The sequence below is a fragment of the Caballeronia zhejiangensis genome (genome assembly GCF_000698575.1).
GTDB lineage: Bacteria > Pseudomonadota > Gammaproteobacteria > Burkholderiales > Burkholderiaceae > Caballeronia > Caballeronia zhejiangensis.
Genome location: NZ_JFHD01000033.1, coordinates 1 through 17432, shown reverse-complemented (window position 1 = coordinate 17432; position 17432 = coordinate 1). Strand labels below are relative to the sequence as shown.

Annotated in this window: 18 protein-coding genes and 1 pseudogene; all 19 read right to left on the bottom strand. The window is 63.7% G+C overall.

Annotation, left to right across the window (positions count from 1 at the left end):
* Positions 1-38: 38 nt before the first annotated feature.
* Positions 39-542, bottom strand: coding sequence for an ureidoglycolate lyase (locus BG60_RS28400; RefSeq protein ID WP_033537260.1), 504 nt, complete (start codon positions 540-542; stop codon positions 39-41).
* The gene (alc, locus tag BG60_RS28395; protein WP_034473581.1) at positions 542-1552 is read right to left on the bottom strand and encodes an allantoicase; all 1011 of its coding nucleotides are present in this window, start codon (positions 1550-1552) and stop codon (positions 542-544) included. The genes BG60_RS28400 and alc overlap by 1 nt, the downstream gene beginning before the upstream one ends.
* A 43-nt stretch (positions 1553-1595) precedes the next feature.
* Positions 1596-2120, bottom strand: coding sequence for a 2-oxo-4-hydroxy-4-carboxy-5-ureidoimidazoline decarboxylase (gene uraD / locus BG60_RS28390; protein ID WP_008350016.1), 525 nt, complete (start codon positions 2118-2120; stop codon positions 1596-1598).
* Positions 2117-3067, bottom strand: a complete 951-nt coding sequence (puuE, locus tag BG60_RS28385; RefSeq protein ID WP_034473579.1) for an allantoinase PuuE — start codon at positions 3065-3067, stop codon at positions 2117-2119. Before puuE ends, uraD begins: the two co-directional genes overlap by 4 nt.
* A 131-nt stretch (positions 3068-3198) precedes the next feature.
* Positions 3199-3936, bottom strand: coding sequence for an aspartate/glutamate racemase family protein (locus BG60_RS28380; RefSeq protein ID WP_008350020.1), 738 nt, complete (start codon positions 3934-3936; stop codon positions 3199-3201).
* Positions 3937-3986: 50 nt separating this feature from the next.
* Positions 3987-5474, bottom strand: a complete 1488-nt coding sequence (locus BG60_RS28375; RefSeq protein ID WP_034473576.1) for an NCS1 family nucleobase:cation symporter-1 — start codon at positions 5472-5474, stop codon at positions 3987-3989.
* A gap of 364 nt (positions 5475-5838) precedes the next feature.
* Entirely contained in the window at positions 5839-6585 is a 747-nt protein-coding gene (locus BG60_RS28370; RefSeq protein WP_034473574.1) for a GntR family transcriptional regulator, read from the bottom strand.
* 296 nt (positions 6586-6881) lie between these two features.
* Positions 6882-7805, bottom strand: coding sequence for a muramoyltetrapeptide carboxypeptidase (ldcA, locus tag BG60_RS28365; RefSeq protein ID WP_174447754.1), 924 nt, complete (start codon positions 7803-7805; stop codon positions 6882-6884).
* Positions 7799-8395: a tRNA adenosine(34) deaminase TadA gene (tadA, locus tag BG60_RS28360; RefSeq protein WP_051996672.1), complete on the bottom strand. Its 597-nt coding sequence runs from the start codon at positions 8393-8395 to the stop codon at positions 7799-7801. The genes ldcA and tadA overlap by 7 nt, the downstream gene beginning before the upstream one ends.
* The gene (locus BG60_RS28355; RefSeq protein ID WP_034473570.1) at positions 8392-8784 is read right to left on the bottom strand and encodes a DnaJ family domain-containing protein; all 393 of its coding nucleotides are present in this window, start codon (positions 8782-8784) and stop codon (positions 8392-8394) included. The genes tadA and BG60_RS28355 overlap by 4 nt, the downstream gene beginning before the upstream one ends.
* Positions 8785-9061: 277 nt before the next feature.
* Positions 9062-9793 (bottom strand): ABC transporter ATP-binding protein, encoded by a 732-nt coding sequence (locus BG60_RS28350; protein WP_008350032.1) that lies wholly within the window; start codon positions 9791-9793, stop codon positions 9062-9064.
* Positions 9790-10650: an ABC transporter ATP-binding protein gene (locus BG60_RS28345; protein WP_034473568.1), complete on the bottom strand. Its 861-nt coding sequence runs from the start codon at positions 10648-10650 to the stop codon at positions 9790-9792. The genes BG60_RS28350 and BG60_RS28345 overlap by 4 nt, the downstream gene beginning before the upstream one ends.
* 1 nt (position 10651) lies before the next feature.
* Entirely contained in the window at positions 10652-11563 is a 912-nt protein-coding gene (gene nikC, locus BG60_RS28340) for a nickel transporter permease (RefSeq protein WP_034473623.1), read from the bottom strand.
* Positions 11564-11582: 19 nt separating this feature from the next.
* Positions 11583-12557, bottom strand: coding sequence for an ABC transporter permease (locus tag BG60_RS28335; protein WP_235366356.1), 975 nt, complete (start codon positions 12555-12557; stop codon positions 11583-11585).
* A 71-nt stretch (positions 12558-12628) separates the two neighbouring features.
* A complete protein-coding gene (locus BG60_RS28330; protein ID WP_008350038.1) occupies positions 12629-14212 on the bottom strand; it encodes an ABC transporter substrate-binding protein in 1584 nt (527 codons plus the stop codon).
* Between the two features lie 13 nt (positions 14213-14225).
* Positions 14226-14789, bottom strand: coding sequence for a D-alanyl-D-alanine dipeptidase (gene ddpX, locus BG60_RS28325; RefSeq protein ID WP_034473567.1), 564 nt, complete (start codon positions 14787-14789; stop codon positions 14226-14228).
* A gap of 91 nt (positions 14790-14880) precedes the next feature.
* Positions 14881-15441: an RNA 2',3'-cyclic phosphodiesterase gene (thpR, locus tag BG60_RS28320; RefSeq protein ID WP_034473566.1), complete on the bottom strand. Its 561-nt coding sequence runs from the start codon at positions 15439-15441 to the stop codon at positions 14881-14883.
* 23 nt (positions 15442-15464) lie between these two features.
* Complete coding sequence (gene guaA, locus BG60_RS28315; protein ID WP_008350045.1) at positions 15465-17048, bottom strand: glutamine-hydrolyzing GMP synthase; 1584 nt, start codon at positions 17046-17048, stop codon at positions 15465-15467.
* Positions 17049-17213: 165 nt separating this feature from the next.
* Positions 17214-17432: pseudogene (locus BG60_RS28310) on the bottom strand (hypothetical protein); the annotation flags it as partial.

The following is a 17432-nucleotide window of genomic DNA, read 5'->3' as shown; positions in this document are numbered from 1 at the left end:
GGTCTTTCGTCACTGCGCGGGTGCTGCTTTCGATGCGCCTATCGCAGCGCGTCTTCGGTCAGCCAGAGCGATTCCTTCAGATCCTGCTCGTTGAGGTTGTGCCCTTCGCCGCCGCCGCGATCGACGACGATGTAATCGCTCACCTTCCCCAGCGCGAGCAGCGGATGATGCCACACGCCTTTCGCATAGTTCACACCCTGCCAGCCGCGCGTGACGAAGGCGCGGATCTTCGATTCGTCGAGATCGCCCGCGGGCGCGACGACGACGAGATACGGCCGGTCATCGAGCGGAATGAACGCCTGGCTCCCGAGCGGATGACGCTCCATCATCTTGCATTCGAACGGCAGCGTGCGCGGCTGGCCGCGAAACAGATTGACGATCGCGTGCCCGCCGCCGTCGGTCACGTCGACGTTGCACAGATCGTGGAAGCGGATCGTGGTGCCGAGGTTGATTGGAATCTGCTTGGCGCCATCGAGTTCGATGACATCGCCATAAGGCTTGAACGCTGCGCGCGTCAACGGTTCGATAGCGAGTTTCTTCATCATGCAAGGGTTCCGAGGAGACGAAGACGCGACACGCCGCCGTCAGGAAAAATATTGAAGCGCACGTGCGTCACCGGGCCGAGCGCGGCGAGGTCGGACTCGAAAAAATGCTGCTTGTCCATCTGCAGTTTCTGTTCGCCGAGCAGCACCGGCCAGAACATCGCCTGCGTGACGAGCGAGCTGTCCGTGCCGCCCTTCACGTATGCCGCCTGAAGCGAGCAGCGGTCGGGGAAATTGCCCTTGAAGTGCGCGGTATCCACTTCGACCTTCTTGATGACGCCCGGCTGCGCCAGCGCGACGATACACCAGTCGTTGCCCGGCTCGCGACGCCGGCGCGTTTCCCAGCCGTCGCCCATGTTCACGCCGCGGCCCGGCATCAGCAAGGTCGATGCGAGACCGAAGTGCTGATTGTTCGTGCCGACCATGTACGCGCCGTTTTCCATCGCGGCGAGATCGACGAGCGCATGCTTGTCGGCGTTGCTCCAGTCGAGTTGCGGCTGGCCATAGACCCGCAGACGCGCGATGCCGCCATCCGGATAGATGTTCACGCGCAGATGCGTGAACGGCTGCTGGACCTCGACTTCGAGATAGTGATGGCTGTTGCCCTGCAGCGTCGTCGACGGGACGATTTCCGTCCATTGCGTCGACTGATTCGGTGCGCCGTCGGCGACATGCGCCCCTTCGATCGACGCCGCCGGCGGGAAGTTGCCGGTGAAGTGGCTCGTGTCGACATCGATGCCCTTGATGACGCCCGGACGCGCGAGCTTGACGATGCACCAGTCATAGCCCGTCGTGCGCTTGCGGCGCGTTTCCCAGCCGTCCATCCACTTGCCGTGATCGTCGTACTTGCCGGGAATGAACACCGCCGGCTCGGGATTCAGCATGCGTTCCTTCGGCGCGAAGAAATCGTCGCTCGCCTCGAGTGCCTGCGCGCCCAGACGCGGGTCCGCCAGGTTCACATAGCGGCGCGTGAAGTCGGGCGCATTGGGATCGAGAGTCGGGATTGCCATTTGTTTCTGTCCTTCTTTTCGTTCGTTTACGGTTGTTTGCGGATTACGCCGCTTGAATCAGGTCGTTCAACCTGAAGCCCGCGATCCGGTAAATCTGGTCGAGACTCGTGCGCAATTCTTCGGCGCGGTCGTGATTCACGCGCGCTTCGAAGTTCGCGATGATGCCGTGACGGTCATAGCCGCGCACCGCGAGAATGAACGGAAACCCGAATTTCTCGCGATACTGCGCGTTCAGCGACTGAAGCCTGTCGAACTCTTCCTGCGTGCACAGATTCAGGCCCGCGCCGCTTTGTTCGCGCGTCGATTCGGCGGTCAGCTCGCCGCGCACCGCCGCTTTGCCCGCGAGCTCCGGGTGCGCGTTGATGAGCGCGAGCTGCCTGTCTTCGCCGGCCTCTTCGACGATCTGCGACATCGCGCGATGCAGCGCGTCGATGTCCTTGAACGGGCGCTGTTGCGCCGCTCTTTCCGGCACCCACGGCGAGTGCTCGAAAATGCCCGCGAGCACCGTCACGAACGTGTCGGCGGGCATGGTGTTGAGTTGGTCGAGTGTGTAGTGCATCGCCTTCATGCCGCCGTCCCGTTGTTAGCTTTTTCGAAAGGATGTTGCTCGCGCCAGTGACGCGCGATGTCGACACGCCGCGTAACCCACACGCGATCATGCTTCTCGATGTGATCGAGGAATTTCTGCAGGCCACGGAAGCGCCCCGGCCGGCCGAGCAAGCGGCAGTGCATGCCGATGGACAGCATCTTCGGCGCGTCGTCGCCTTCTTCGTAGAGCACGTCGAACGCGTCTTTCAGGTACGTGAAGAAGTGATCGCCCGTGTTGAAGCCTTGCGGCGTCGCGAAGCGCATGTCGTTGGTGTCGAGCGTGTACGGCACGATCAGATGCGGCTTCTTCTCGCCGCCCGTCACTTCGACTTCGGTCCAGAACGGCAGGTCGTCGCCGTAATAGTCCGAGTCGTAGAGGAAACCGCCGTATTCCGCGACCAGCCGATGCGTATTCGGGCTATCGCGCCCGGTGTACCAGCCGAGCGGCCGCACGCCCGTCACGCGCTCGATCGCTTCCATGCCGAGGCGCATGTGTTCGGCTTCCTTCTCCGGCGACATGTCCTGATAGTGAATCCACCGATAGCCGTGACACGCGATTTCATGCCCCAGTTCGACGAACGCCTTCGCCACTTCGGGATGCCGCTCGATCGCCATGCCGACGCCGAAGATCGTCAGCGGCATGCCGCGCTTCTCGAACTCGCGCAGGATGCGCCACACGCCCGCGCGCGAACCGTATTCGTAGATCGACTCCATGCTCATGTGACGCGACGGATACGCCGCCGCGCCCACGATCTCCGACAGGAACTGCTCGGAGCCCGGATCGCCGTGCAGCACGCAATTCTCGCCGCCTTCTTCGTAATTGAGCACGAATTGCACGGCGACGCGCGCCCGTCCCGGCCAGTTCGCCTGCACCGGGTGGCGGCCGTAGCCGATCAAATCGCGTGGGTAGTTCGGATCGAGTGACATGGCTGGCGTTCTGCTCAAGCGTTGAAAAAACGGGATTGTCGACGATTCAGTGTAGCTAAAAGACCCGGATGCGCCCATACATCAGGGCGCATAATCCGGGTCACGTCATCGGTATGTGTCCGGCGAAAAGGCTATCGGCGCGGGCTGAAATCCGACAGCACGCCGTCGTACCGTTTCGCGAGCGGGCGCGCGTAGTCGCCGCGTTTCGCCGTGTGCAGCTTCAGCGCGATGAGCGCCTCCGCCCATTTCACCGCGGCCGTCACGCCCTCAACCACCGGCGCGCCGATCGCGTCCTCCACTTCGCGGCAGAACTCCGCCATGCCCGCGCAGCCGAGCACGATGGCGTCCGAGCCGTCTTCGTCGAGCGCGCGCCTGCATTCGTCGATGATCGTCCGACGCGCCGGCGACCCCGGCACATCCAGTTCGAGCACGGGGACGTCTGTCGCGCGGACGTTCTTGCAGAAGCGCTCCATGCCGTAGCGCTCCGCCAGATGCCAAGCCATGCCGACGGTACGCTGCAACGTCGTGACGACGGAAAATCCCGGCGCGATGACGCTCGCCGCATGCATCGCCGCCTCCGCGATGCCGATCACCGGGCCGCGCGCCAGTTCGCGTGCGGCGTAAAGGGCCGGATCGCCGAAGCACGCGATCACATAGCCGTCGAAGCCCTGCTTTTCGCCCGCTTCCACTTCGGCGAGCAGACCGAGCGACGCGACCGCCTCGTCGTAATAGCCTTCGATGGACGGCGGGCCCATCGTCGGGCTGACGGCGACGATCTCCGTGCCGGGCGCGGCGACCTCGCGGGCGCAGCGGCCCATCGAGTCGGTCATGCGCTGCGTCGTGTTGGGGTTGATCAGTTTGATGCGCATTGCTGTCTCCACACTGCCTTCGGAAATTCTCTCAGGTTCCAGCTATCGTTTTAGACTCCGCGCTTGCGATCCGCGAGGAAGTAATAGAACACCGCACCGAGTCCCGCACCGATGAACCACGAGAAGTTCGCAGCAGCTTCGAGCGACGGCACCATCACGCAGAGCGTCGCGAGCACGGCGGCCGGCACGAGCGCCATCACCGCGCGGCGGTTCACGCCCTTCGTGTACCAGTACTTGCCCTGTTCCGACACCGTGTAGAGATCGTCGACCACCAGCTTGCCGCGTTTCACGAGATAGAAGTCGAGGATCAGCACGCCATACAGCGGTCCGATGAAGCTGCCGAGAATATCCAGCGTGTAGTGGATCACGGCCGGGTTGTTGAACAGGTTCCACGGCGTGATGAAGATCGACGCGACCGCCGCCATCATGCCGCCCATGCGCCAGCTGATGAGCTTCGGCGCGACGTTCGAGAAGTCGAAGGCCGGCGACACGAAGTTCGCGACGATGTTGATGCCGATGGTCGCGATCGTGAAGGTCAGCGCGCCGAGAATCACAGCAGACGGATGGTCGATGCGGCCGACGGTTTCCACCGGATCCGTGATGAGCTGGCCGAAGACCGGCAGCGTCGCCGCAGTCGTGATGACGGTCACGACCGAGAACGCCAGGAAGTTGACCGGCAGGCCCCAGAAATTGCCGCGCTTCACGCTGCGAAAGCTCTTGCCGTAGCGCGAGAAGTCGCCGAAGTTGAGCATCGGGCCGGAGAAGTACGAAACGACGAGCGCGATCGCGGTGATCATCACGGGAATCACTTCCGTGCCGTGATACTTCACGCCGCCGAGATTCAGGCCGATATTGTCGATGCCCGCGCGCCACACCATATAGCCGGCGAGAATGAACATCACGACGTAGACGGCGGGACCGGCGAAGTCGATGAACTTCTTGATCATCTCCATGCCGCGCCAGAACACGACGGCCTGCAGCACCCAAAGCAGCATGAAGCCCGCCCAGCCGAGCGCCGAAAGCCCGATGAAGCCGTACTTGTGGACGTCGGCATAAGGCATCAGCGACGGCACGAACTTCAGCACGACGATGACGAGCGCGCTCGACGCCAGATATGTCTGAATGCCGTACCACGCCACCGCAATGAGCCCGCGGATCACGGCCGGAATGTTCGCGCCGAGCACGCCGAACGTGGCGCGGCACGCGACGGGATACGGCACGCCCGCCACCTGGCTCGGTTTAGCGATCAGATTGCACAGCACGTTCACGAGCCCAATGCCGATCAGCAGCGATACCAGCACCTGCCAGCTCGTCAGGCCGAGCGCGAAGAGACTTCCGGCGAACACATAACCGCCGACGCTGTGCACGTCCGACATCCAGAACGCGAAGATGTTGTACGCGCCCCAGGTCTGATTCTTGAGCGGGGCGAGGTCCTCGTTGTAAAGCCGGTCGCTGTAACCGGCGGGCAGATGTTGCTCTTCATACTCGTTGTCGAGCGGCGGCAGGGTTGAGCTGCCGGATGCACTGAACTGGGCCATGACGTCTCCTTCATTGGCTGCTTGCGTGATGAGAAAACTGCAAATGCTCGGGGTTCGAGCTTCGATCGGATGCCTTCGCTGACGTGTCGGATGTCTCCATCCCGCGCGGCATTCTTCGGATTTGCGTTTTCGCCTTCGGGCATGAGGCCGAGAGCGCGCGAGGCATCGGCCCGGCACGCCCGCCCTGCGGCGGCTTTCATTTCACGCTCACACGAGCGTCCTGTTCGGTGCGATACACGCTACGGATTTTCAAAGCGTGCGACTCTCCACGCGCCTTCGCGCGAAGCGCGAGGCACGGTCTCCAGTTATTTAGTCCTGCTTGATTCAGCCGATGGCAGATCGTCCGATCTGCCGTCTGTCTGCCTTACATATCGAGCGCTCGTTCGCGCTCGGCGGGCTTCATGAACACTTCCTTCAGATCGACCGCGCCGCGTGCCGGCCGCTCGAGCATCTTCAGTTCGACGTCGCGCAGATGTTGCGCCATCAACACGCCGGCTTTCGCTGCATCGCCTGCATCGAGCGCGGCGAGAATCGCTTCGTGATCTTCGAACGAGCACGAACTCTTGCCGAGCGATTCATACAGCGCCGAGATCAGCGTCGAACGCGCGACGAGTCCCGACAGGCATTCGCACAGCACCGTGTTGCCGGTAAGCGCCGCGAGTTCGGTGTGAAACTCGCCGGAGAGCCGGATCCACGACGAAAAATCGTGGCTTTCGAAAGCGCGGCGCTCTTTTCCGATCGTCGCGCTGATCGACTTCAGCCGACGCAGGCCGTGCCCTTGCGCAATTCGGTCCACCACGGCCAATTCGATGATGCGGCGCATTTCGAACACTTCATGCACTTCCTGCAACGACGGACTCGCGACGAACGCCCCGCGATTCGGCTCCAGATCGACGAGCCGTTCGTTCGACAGTTGCGCGAGCGCCTGGCGGACGGTGCCGCGCTTCACGGCGAACACCTCGCATAACTGCGCTTCGGTCAGCTTCGCGCCCGGCGCCAGCCGATGCTCGAGGATCGCGGCGCGGATGTTCTCGGCGATCGACTCGGCGTTCGCCCCATTGGGAGCGGAATCCGAAACATTCGATGCAGCACTACGCTTGGTGTCGGACATGATGTGCTCGCTTGCATGTTAAGCATCTTAGAATCGACATAAAGATTGTCAACAATTCATTTTTAAAATTATCGGTTACCGCGCGTTTTTCGAGTACCGCGTTTTGCTGAGGCCCAATATTGGCGGGCATCGCAGCAGATTCCACAAGTTTTTGTCAGCATTGTCGCCTCTTTTTTGTCGACAATTCTAGCGCCGACGTGGTGCACGCAGTTGTCGCGGACGGTGCATGAACCGACAGTTAGTTGCAGGGACGAGCTAAAAATAAGGCGCTCGCTTGAGCGCCTTGCCACGCGGACTCAAGCTAGATGCGGGTAATCGGAAAGTTTCAGCGTGAAGCCCCGCTCGCTCGCGATAAGGTGCGCCGCCGCACCGAAAGGCAGCGTCAGCAGATTTTCGACGTGTCCGAACTGCAATCCTGTCACCACCGGAATGCCCGTCACCGACCTCACCTGCTCGATCATCGCGTCGAGCGAATAGCCGTTGTCGTAGTCCGACAGACGGCCGCCGGAGAACTCCCCCATCACGATCGCCTGCTGCCGACCGAGCACGCCCGCCTGATACAGCTGATAAATCATCCGCTCGATGCGAAACGGATGCTCGTTGACATCCTCGATGTACAGGATTCCGCCCTCGACCGGCGGCAGATACGGCGTGCCGACGAGCGACGCCAGAATCGCGAGATTGCCGCCCCACAGCATGCCGGTCGCGTCGACGGTCTGTTGCTGCGGCGTATGGCTCGTGATGGTGAAACTCGGTCGCGAGATCGCGTTCCAGAAGTGCTGCATCGTGAACGAACTGACCTGCTCGGCGCCGAAATCGCCCGCGAACATCGGTCCGCCGAAGCTTTTCACACCGGCGTGCGCGAACAGCGCGCACTGAATCGCGGTGAAATCGCTGTGGCCGACGATCGCCACCGGCTGATCCGCGAGCCTGCGCAGCCCGGTGTAGTCGAGGCCGTGCAGGATGCGCGACGCGCCGTATCCGCCCCGCACGGCAAGTACGATGTCAGGTAACGGGCGCGATGCATCCGCAAGACGATTGAGATCGGCGGCGCGTTCCGCATCGGTGCCGCCGAAGCGCTGGAAGCGTCGGCGCGTCGCGTCGACGTTTTCGAGCCGATGCCCTTCCCTGCGCAACCGTCCGATGCCGCGCTCGACGGCCGCCGGATCGTGTGGATAGCCAGAGGGCGCAACGAGGTCGATGGTGCGTGATTTCACGATGTTGTTATTCGATCAGATGAATCGGCGGCGGGTTGCCCGGCTTCGCGCGCGCGGCGCGCATCGCGTTCGTCGCGCGCGAGGCGGCGGCGCTCGGCGAAGAAATTCTTGAGCGCATGCCCGCATTCATCCGCGAGCACGCCGCCCGTCACGGTGGTGTGGTGATTGAGCTGCGCATTCGCGAACATGTCGACGACACTGCCGCACGCGCCCGTTTTCGGGTCCGTGGCGCCGTAGACGACGCGCGAGATGCGCGCGTGCATGATCGCGCCCGCGCACATCAGGCAAGGTTCGAGCGTCACGTAGAGCTCGCAGCCCGGCAAGCGGTAGTTCTGGAGCGATTGGGCGGCGGCGCGCAGCGCGGCCATCTCGGCATGCGCGGACGGATCGTGTCCGCGAATCGGATGATTGAAGCCGGTGGCGATGACATCGTCGCCGAGCACGATGACCGCGCCGACGGGCACTTCGCCGGCGCGACGGGCTTCGTCGGCGGCGCGTTGCGCGAGCGCCATGAAGCGGCGATCGCGTTCGCTGGCAGGATCGGCGATTTGAGCGCTGGGCGCGGGATCGGCCGCATCCGGCAGGCCGGTCACTTGACCTCCACCGCCACGCGCGACTGCGCGCGCTCGGACAAACGCTCCGCGATGCGCCGGCGATATTCGTGCGGCACGCAGCCGCCGCCGCGCAGCGACTCGAGCGCCATGTCGAGCGCGAGCATCTTGGCTTGCAGCTGGCAACGGGCCGCGGGGTCCGTCACCTTGTCGAACTCTTCCTGAAGCCCGCGCAGCGCGCGAAGCTGTTCGACTGCCGGCGGGACGAAGCCCGCATTCTTGAGGATTCGATTGGCGACGCGCACTTCCTCGGGCACGAGGGTGTCGTCGTCGAAGTGAAGCGGTGCGCCCGCGCCCGGCAGGTTGTTGAACTCGCCACGCGCAGCGGCTTCGTTGATCCGCTGTTCGACCAAAGCATCTAGCAATTTCATCGGGGATTACGACCGGTTTTCACCCGCGAACGGGCGCGGTCTGTCACGATTTCCGTTGGTTAGCTCGAAGTCGGAAGGCAGCCGGAAAACCACGCTCGCGCGTTGTTCGGCACGTCTCGACAATCCAGCGCACATTCTATCAGCGGCGGCGGCACCGGTTTCGTCGAAGACAAGCCGGCCCGCCGCGCGTCGTCGTATACCGGGCTTATCGCCGTGCTTATGCGTCGTTCGCGCAACATCCATTGACCGCGTCATGACGATTGTGCTTGTACGACGACTACGCGTTCTGTCGCGTGTAGCCTTCTGTCGCGAGCAGAAGCCGGCGCGTGTACTCGTGCGTAACGTCGCGCGAACGCACGGCATCGACGCCCAGTTGCTCGACGATTTCGCCGTTGCGCATGACCGCGACGCGCTGGCAAAGAAAGCCGATCACGGCGAGATTGTGGCTCACGAGGATCATCGTCAGCTTGCGTTCGCGATGCAGGCGGCGCAGCAGGTTCAGGATTTCCGCCTGGACGGAGACATCGAGCGCGGAGGTCGGCTCGTCGAGCAGCAGCACGCGCGGCTCGACGATCAACGCGCGCGCGATCGACACGCGCTGGCGCTGCCCGCCCGACAACTGATGCGGATAGCGGAATCGATACGCCGGACCGAGCCCGACTTCGGCGAGCGCGGCGAGAATGCGCGTGTCTTCGTCGCCGATGCCGTTGATCGCGAGCGGCTCGCGCAAGGTCTTGTCGACGGTGAAGCGCGGATGCAGCGCGCCGTACGGGTCCTGGAACACCATCTGCACGTCGCGGCTTCCAGGGCGCGATCCGATGCTTATCCTGCCGCCCGACAGCGGCGTCAGCCCGGCGAGCGCGCGCAACAACGTCGACTTGCCGCTGCCCGATTCGCCGACGAGTCCGAAAACCTCGCCCTCTTCCACGCGCAGCGAAACGTCGCGCACGGCGTCGACGTGACCGCTCTTCGTCTTGAAGCGGATGAGCGCGCGCTCGATTTCGATCATCGCGCGATGCCTTCATCGAGCCACGCGGGGTCGCGGCGCAGCGTCGGCAACTCGTCGGGCGGATTCACGAGCGGCGGATTCGCTTCGAGCAGCCCGCGCGTGTACGGATGCGTCGCGTGAACGAGATCGCGCGCCGCGCACGTCTCGACGACGCGACCGCCGTACATCACCGCGACGCGGTCGCAGAACGACATCACGAGCGGCAAATCGTGACTGATGAACACGAGGCCGGTATCGTGGCGCGCGATCATCTCGTCGAGCACGGCAAGCACCTGCATCGATACGAGGACATCGAGCGCGCTCGTGGGTTCGTCGGCGATCAGAAGGCGCGGGCCGGCCGAGACCATCATCGCGATCATGACGCGCTGGCCCATGCCGCCGGACAGTTCGTGCGGATACGCATCCGCGACACGCTGCGGATCGCGGATATGCACCGCTTCCAGCGCCGCGACGATGCGCTCGCGCAACGCGCGCCGGCCTTCTTTCACGCCCTGCCGCACAAAGGTTTCGCGCATCTGCTGCGCGACGGTCATCACCGGGTTCAGCGAGAACTTCGGATCCTGCAGGATCATGCTCATGCGCGTGCCGCACAGGCGGCGGCGCGCTTTCGGGCGCATCGCGAGCAGGTCCTGTCCTTCCAAACGCAGCGCCTTAGCCGACCATTTTGCCTCGGGCGGCAGCAGTCCGAGCAGCGCGCGCCCCGTCAGCGATTTTCCCGATCCCGATTCGCCGACGATGCCGAGCCGCTCGCCGCGCCGCACCGTCAGCGATACGCCGCGCACGGCGGGCATGAGCACGCCGTCATGGCTCGCGAAGGCCACGTCCAGTCCGTCGATTTCAGCCAGCGCATCGGGCATGTCAGCCTCCGTGACGCGGATCGAAGACGTCGCGCAGACCGTCGCCGAGCAGGTTGAAGGCGAGGCTCACCGCGAGGATCGCGAGGCCGGGAATCGTCGCGACCCACCACGCGTCGAGCAGCACGTTGCGGCCCGCCGCGACCATGTAACCCCATTCCGGGCTCGGCGGCTGCGCGCCCAGTCCGAGAAAGCCGAGACCGGCGACGGCGAGAATGATGCCGGCCATGTCGAGCGTCGCGCGCACGATCACCGACGACGAGCACAGCGGCACGATATACCGCAGCAGAATGCGCAGATGCGAAGCGCCTTGCAGACGCGCCACATGGATGTAATCGGCCTGCGCGAGCCGCAGCGACTCCGCGCGCGCGAGACGCGCATACGGCGGCCACGCGGTGATCGACAGCGCGATCACCGCATTGAGCACGCCCGGCCCGAGCGCGGCGGCGAACGCGAGCGCGAGCACGATCTTCGGAAATGCGAGCGCGACGTCGGTCAAGCGCATCAGCACCGTATCGACGATGCCGCCGCAATAACCCGCCACCGTGCCCATCAAAAGCCCGACCGGCACCACGAGCACGACGACGAGCATCGCGATCGCGAGCGTCAGGCGCGAGCCGTGCACGAGCCGCGAAAGGATGTCGCGGCCGAGTTGATCGGTGCCGAACCAGTGCGCCGCGCCGGGCGGCGTCAGACGTTCGGCGAGCACCTGCTGCAACGGATCCTGCGTGACGAGCATCGGCCCGAACGCCGCGACTACGATCAGCGACAGCAGGATCGCGAGTCCGAGCATGCTCAACGGATTCGACGAGAACCGCCGCCAGCGCCGATACGCGCGCCCGAGCGCGGCTTGACGCGGCGACGCGGGCGTATCGGTCAGGAGCCACGCGCGCAAGCCCGTTCGCGGCTGTTTCATCTGCGCAAGATCCTCCATGTCAGCGCGCACGCGGATCGAACACGCGATACAGCGCGTCGGTCAACAGATTGAGCGCGATGAACGTCGCGCCGATCACGAGCGTGCTGCCGAGCACGGCGTTCATGTCGGCGTTCAACAGCGCGCCCGTCAGATACGAGCCGATGCCCGGCCACGCGAACACGATCTCCGTCAGCACCGAGCCTTCGAGCAGATAGCTGTATGCGAGCGCGATCACCGTCAGCAGCGGCACCGCGATATTGCCGAACGCGTGCCGCCAGATCACGCGGCGCTCGGGCAGCCCTTTCGCGCGCGCGGTCGTCACGTATTCCTGGCTCAGTTGTTCGAGCATGAACGAGCGCGTCATCCGCGACAGATACGCGATCGAATAGAACGCGAGCACGCTCGCCGGCAGCGCGATATGCGAGAACGCGTTCTCGAAGACATCCCATTCGCCGGCGATGAGCGAATCGATGAGCAAACTGCCCGTGCGGGTATCGACCATGCCGTCGTAGAGCGGATCGATGCGTCCCGGCCCCGACACCCAATGCAGCCGCGCGTAAAAGAGCAGCAGGCCCATCAGCGCGAGCCAGAACACCGGCACGGAGCTTCCGGCGAGCCCGATCACGCGCGCGATGTGATCGACGATGCGATTGTGCTTCACCGCCGCCGCGACGCCGAGCGGCACGCCGATCGCGATGCCGATGAAGGTCGAGAGCGTCGCGAGTTCGAGCGTCGCGGGAAAGACGCGCTTGATGTCGTCGATGACCGGATTTGCCGTCAACAGCGAAATGCCGAGATTGCCGTGCAGCACGTCGCGCGCGTAGATCAGGAATTGCTCGATGAGCGGCTTGTCGAGACCGAGCCGCAGACGCGCGGCGGCATAAGCCGTCGCGGACGCGCGATCGCCGAGAATCGCGAGCACCGGATCGATCGGAATCTTGCGGCCGATGAAAAACGTGATCGCGAGCAAGCCCGTGAACGTGATGGCGAGCATCGCGATCCAGCGCGCGAGCGCCAATGCGATGCGCGCGCCGCCGCGCCGCGAGCCGATGAGCGTGACCGTGTTCACTGCTTCTTGATGTTGCGATACGACACGAGATCGTTGATCGGCCCGACTTCGAGACCGGTCACGCCGGGCCGCGCCGCCACCTGCGACACCTTTTGGAACATGATGACGAACGGCGATTTCGCGAGCACTTCACGCTGCATCTTCTCGTACAGCTGCGCGCGCTTTTTCGTATCGCTTTCGGCGAGCGCCGCGTTGGTTTCCTTCGTCAGTTGTGGAATGTCCCACGCGTTGCGCCACGCGAGCATCTTGTAGCTCGATGCATCCGAGTTGTCCGGATTCCACACGAAGCCCTGCGCGTTACTGTGCGGATCGATGTAATCCGCCGACCACTCGCCGATGTAGATATCGTGGGCCCGCGCGCGATATCGTCCGAGCGTCTGCTTGTTGTCGCTCGGCACGAGTTGCACCTTGATGTTGGCGAGCGCGAGATTCGCCTGCACGGCTTGCGCGATCTCGCTGTACGGATAATCGTTGCGCACGTCCATCTTCACCGTGAAGCCGTTGGACAAGCCCGCTTTCGCGAGCAGCGCCTTCGCCTTCGCGACATCCTGGTGATACGGGTTTTCGTTCAGCGCGCCGAGAAAGCCTTCGGGGAGAAACGCTTCGTGAACCTTGTAGGTCGTGCGGATCACGTTCTTCTGAATGCCCTGATAGTCGATGAGCCACTTCATCGCTTCCCAGACTTCCGGCTTCGCGAGATTCGGATTCTTGTTGTTGAGGCCGAGATACATGAGTGTCGCTTGCGGCACGGCCGTCGCCTTGATGACGCCGTTCTTCGAGAGCGTGTCGAGATCGTCGGGCGAGAGGTCGCGCGCGACGTCGATGTCGCCGTTCTGGATCATCAGACGCTGGCTCGCCGCTTCCGTGACGTGACGCAGCACGATGCGCTTCATCGCGAGCGGAATGCGATAGCCGTCGAAGCGTTGCAGCACGATGCTGTCGTTCGCGGTCCATTTCACGAGCTTGTACGCGCCCGAACCGGCTTCGTTGGTCTTCAGCCACTCGTTGCCGTAGTCGTTGCCCTTCGCGTGCGATTCGACGAGCTTGCGATCCACCACCGACGCCGGCCACGAACCGAGCACGTTGAGCACGAAGGTCGGCGCATAGCGCTGATCCGTCGTGATCGAGACGGTCGTATCGTCGATCTTCTTCACGTTCTGCAACGCGTTCGCCTTCGTCAGCCCGATGCCCGCAAGCACCGCCGCCGCGCCCTTGTCGAGCAGGGCGGTGCGCTGGATCGACCACGCGACGTCATCGGCGGTGAGCGTATTGCCGGAATGGAACTTGAGTCCCGGCCGGATCTTGAACGTGAACGTGAGGCCGTCCTGACTCACCGTCCACGATTCGGCGACATCGCCATTGAATTTCGACGGATCCTTCAGATCGACGCGCACCAGACGGTCATACGTGTTCGCGACGTATTCCTCCGGCACCAGTTCGTAGATTTCGCCGGGATCGAGCGACGTGAATTCATCGAGCAACGTGGCCATGACGAACATGTCTTTCGGCGTCGCGGCGCTTGCCGGCGGCGCGCTCATCAACGTGAGCATCAGCGCCGTGATCAGTGCAGTCAGTTTCATGTCGAATCCCCGATTACATGAGCCGCAGCGGGCCGCATTCTTCGTTGTCGATCAGAGCAAGTTCGCGCGAGCCGGGCAATTCGTAATGCCACCACTCGCTTTTGATGTGCGTGAAGCCCGCGCCGTGCATGACGCCCAGCAGCAGCGTGCGGTTGCGCTGCACATGCTCCGGCAAGCCGAAGTGAAAGTGCTCGGATTCGGCGACCATCGCATCGAAACCGGTGCCCATGTCGAGCTCGTTGCCGTCACGATCGACGAGCGTCAGGTCCACCGCCGTGCCGCGGCTATGGTTCGAGCCGCGTCCGAGTTCGGCGATGAAGGTCGGATCGGGCAGGAAATCCCACAGCACTTTCTGCGCTTGCGGCGGACGATAGGCGTCGAAGATCCTGAGCGTCATGCCGATGCTCTTCGCGATATCGACGGCTTTACGCAATGCCGCTTCGGCGGGCTCGAGCAGCAGGCAGTGCTGCGCCTTGTAGATGGGCTTGCCGGTGAAATTGCGGTCGGTCGCGTAGACGAGATCGATCTGGACGTGGTGGGTGTCGGGCGTGATGTGCAGCAGGCGGGATCGGGTCATGTAAGCGCTTCGTCTCGATTCATTCCGATACACGCACCTTAACGCGTTAGAAAAATCCGCGAAACCTTTTATTGCGCGTGGTTCCGCCGATTCACGGCACGAGCGGCCAGCGCGCAAGGACTTCGTGTTGCGATTTGCCGAGCCGGCTGCGCACGAGCGCGAACTCACGCACGGTCCATGCGATGGGTTCGATGCGCTCACGCGCGACGCGGTGTTCGTCGTAGAGCAAGGTCACATGAGGCGTGAAACGGGGATGCCGCTTCAGTGCGATGCCTGCCGCTTCCAGCGCCGTGCCGAGCGTTCGTTCGAGCGCGTCGAGCGGCTCGGTGACATCGCCGGAAACGACGAGCGGGCGTCTCGCGCGACGGCCGGAAAAGCTTTCGATACGGTCGAGCGTCACATCGACGGGCGGCAACGCGATTCGGGATGCTGCGGCGCAAGCGTGCGCGGCCACATCGGCGGGAACGCCTGCGAAGGCGCCGAGATAATGCAGGGTGACGTGAAGGCGATCGGCGGGAATCGCCCTCGCCTTCAGCGTGTGCTCGATACGCAGCCGCGCCGCCAGTTCGGCGATGCGCGCGGCGGCGACTGCGTCCGGATAGATCGCGAAGAAGAGCGAGTCGGTGGGGCGATCGGACGCGGAATCAGTCATGCCCCCTCGCAATCAGACGCGGCTCACTCCCACTCGATTGTCGCAGGCGGCTTGCCGGAGATGTCATACACCACCCGATTGATCCCGCGCACTTCGTTGATGATGCGATTGGAAACATGCCCGAGCAGATCATGCGGCAGATGCGCCCAATGCGCGGTCATGAAGTCGAGCGTCTGCACGGCGCGCAGCGCGACGACGTATTCATAGGTGCGCCCGTCGCCCATCACGCCGACGCTCTTGACCGGCAGGAACACCGCGAACGCCTGGCTCGTCAGGTCGTACCACGACTTGCCCGTTTCCTTGTCGATGGTGTTGCGCAGCGTCTCGATAAAAATCGCATCGGCGCGGCGCAGCAGGTCCGCGAATTCGCGCTTCACTTCGCCAAGAATCCGCACGCCGAGACCCGGACCGGGGAACGGATGGCGATACACCATCGCGGGCGGCAGACCGAGCTTCACGCCGAGTTCGCGCACTTCGTCCTTGAAAAGCTCGCGCAGCGGTTCGAGCAGCTTCAAATTCAGCGTCTCCGGCAAACCGCCGACGTTGTGATGGCTCTTGATCGTATGCGCGCCCTTCTTGCCCTTGCCCGCCGATTCGATCACGTCCGGATAAATCGTGCCCTGCGCGAGCCACTTGGCATCGGTGAGCTTGTCCGATTCGTTGTGGAACACTTCGACGAACTCCGCGCCGATGATCTTGCGCTTCGCCTCCGGATCGGTCACGCCCGCAAGCTTCTGCAGGAATTCCTCGCTGGCATCGACGTGAATCACCTTCACGCCCAGGTGATCCGCGAACGTCGACATGACCTGCTCCGCCTCGTTCTGACGCAGCAAGCCGTGATCGACGAACACGCACGTCAGCTGGTCGCCGATCGCGCGATGCAAAAGCGCCGCCGCCACCGACGAATCCACGCCGCCCGACAAGCCGAGAATCACGTGCTCATTGCCGACCTGCGCGCGGATGTTCTCGACCGCCTCGTCGATGTAATGGCCCATCTCCCAATCGGCCTTCGCGCCGCACAGCTCCAGCACGAAACGGTCGAGCATCGCGCGGCCCTGCACCGTATGCGTGACTTCCGGATGCCATTGCAGGCCGTAGAAGCGCCGGTCGTCGTCGGCCATCGCGGCGATCGGGCACGACGGCGTCGAGGCCATCAGCTTGAAACCCGCCGGCAGATCGACGACCTTGTCGCCGTGGCTCATCCAAACCTTGAGCATCGACTCGCCCTTGTCGCTGGCGAAATCCTGAATGCCTTCCAGAAAGCCCGTGTGATTCAGCGCCTGCACTTCCGCATAGCCGAATTCGCGCACGTTGCCGAGTTCGACCTTGCCGCCGAGCTGATCGGCCATCGTCTGCATGCCGTAGCAGATGCCGAGCACCGGCACGCCGAGATCGAAGACGATCTGCGGGGCGCGCGGCGACTTCGCCTCGGTGACGGAGTTCGGGCCGCCGGACAGGATGATGCCCTTCGGCGCGAATTCGCGGATGAACGTCTCGTCGACGTCGTACGGATGGATTTCCGAGTAGACGTGCGACTCGCGGATGCGCCGCGCGATCAGCTGGGTGACTTGGGAGCCGAAATCGAGAATCAGGATTTTGTCGTGCATGGCTGCGGCCAAAGGCTAAGTGAACGAATGATGTCGGTGCTGCCGGAGCGCGGCCTCGCGCCCCGGTCTGCAAATAAATCGACGGCCGGCGCAAAGGCCGACCGTGCTTGTCCTGCGTGTTTCCGTTGCTGCGCGTGCGTGGCTCGTAGCATGCGCTTCACGCCTTCAGCGAGGCGCGCGGCCCGCGTCGGGCGCGAGCGGATCGGCTCTTCGACCCGTCGCCGGATCGATCTCGCCGCTGATGACGGGCTCGATGCGCTTGCCGGTGACCGGATCGACCGCGCGGCCCGTCAGCGGATCGAGCGTGCCGCCGGTGACGGGATCGACCGCGCCGTCCGGGTGCGCGCGAACCGCGCCGGCCGGCGAGACGGGATCGAGCGTGCG

Excerpts from the sequence above, each read along its gene's own strand:
- BG60_RS28400 (WP_033537260.1), bottom strand. The coding sequence starts at position 542 with ATGAAGAAACTCGCTATCGAACCGTTGACGCGCGCAGCGTTCAAGCCT.
- alc (WP_034473581.1), bottom strand. The coding sequence starts at position 1,552 with ATGGCAATCCCGACTCTCGATCCCAATGCGCCCGACTTCACGCGCCGC.
- uraD (WP_008350016.1), bottom strand. The coding sequence starts at position 2,120 with ATGAAGGCGATGCACTACACACTCGACCAACTCAACACCATGCCCGCC.
- puuE (WP_034473579.1), bottom strand. The coding sequence starts at position 3,067 with ATGTCACTCGATCCGAACTACCCACGCGATTTGATCGGCTACGGCCGC.
- BG60_RS28380 (WP_008350020.1), bottom strand. The coding sequence starts at position 3,936 with ATGCGCATCAAACTGATCAACCCCAACACGACGCAGCGCATGACCGAC.
- BG60_RS28375 (WP_034473576.1), bottom strand. The coding sequence starts at position 5,474 with ATGGCCCAGTTCAGTGCATCCGGCAGCTCAACCCTGCCGCCGCTCGAC.
- BG60_RS28370 (WP_034473574.1), bottom strand. The coding sequence starts at position 6,585 with ATGTCCGACACCAAGCGTAGTGCTGCATCGAATGTTTCGGATTCCGCT.
- BG60_RS28355 (WP_034473570.1), bottom strand. The coding sequence starts at position 8,784 with ATGAAATTGCTAGATGCTTTGGTCGAACAGCGGATCAACGAAGCCGCT.
- BG60_RS28350 (WP_008350032.1), bottom strand. The coding sequence starts at position 9,793 with ATGATCGAAATCGAGCGCGCGCTCATCCGCTTCAAGACGAAGAGCGGT.
- BG60_RS28345 (WP_034473568.1), bottom strand. The coding sequence starts at position 10,650 with ATGCCCGATGCGCTGGCTGAAATCGACGGACTGGACGTGGCCTTCGCG.
- nikC (WP_034473623.1), bottom strand. The coding sequence starts at position 11,563 with ATGAAACAGCCGCGAACGGGCTTGCGCGCGTGGCTCCTGACCGATACG.
- BG60_RS28335 (WP_235366356.1), bottom strand. The coding sequence starts at position 12,557 with ATGCTCGCCATCACGTTCACGGGCTTGCTCGCGATCACGTTTTTCATC.
- BG60_RS28330 (WP_008350038.1), bottom strand. The coding sequence starts at position 14,212 with ATGAAACTGACTGCACTGATCACGGCGCTGATGCTCACGTTGATGAGC.
- ddpX (WP_034473567.1), bottom strand. The coding sequence starts at position 14,789 with ATGACCCGATCCCGCCTGCTGCACATCACGCCCGACACCCACCACGTC.
- thpR (WP_034473566.1), bottom strand. The coding sequence starts at position 15,441 with ATGACTGATTCCGCGTCCGATCGCCCCACCGACTCGCTCTTCTTCGCG.
- guaA (WP_008350045.1), bottom strand. The coding sequence starts at position 17,048 with ATGCACGACAAAATCCTGATTCTCGATTTCGGCTCCCAAGTCACCCAG.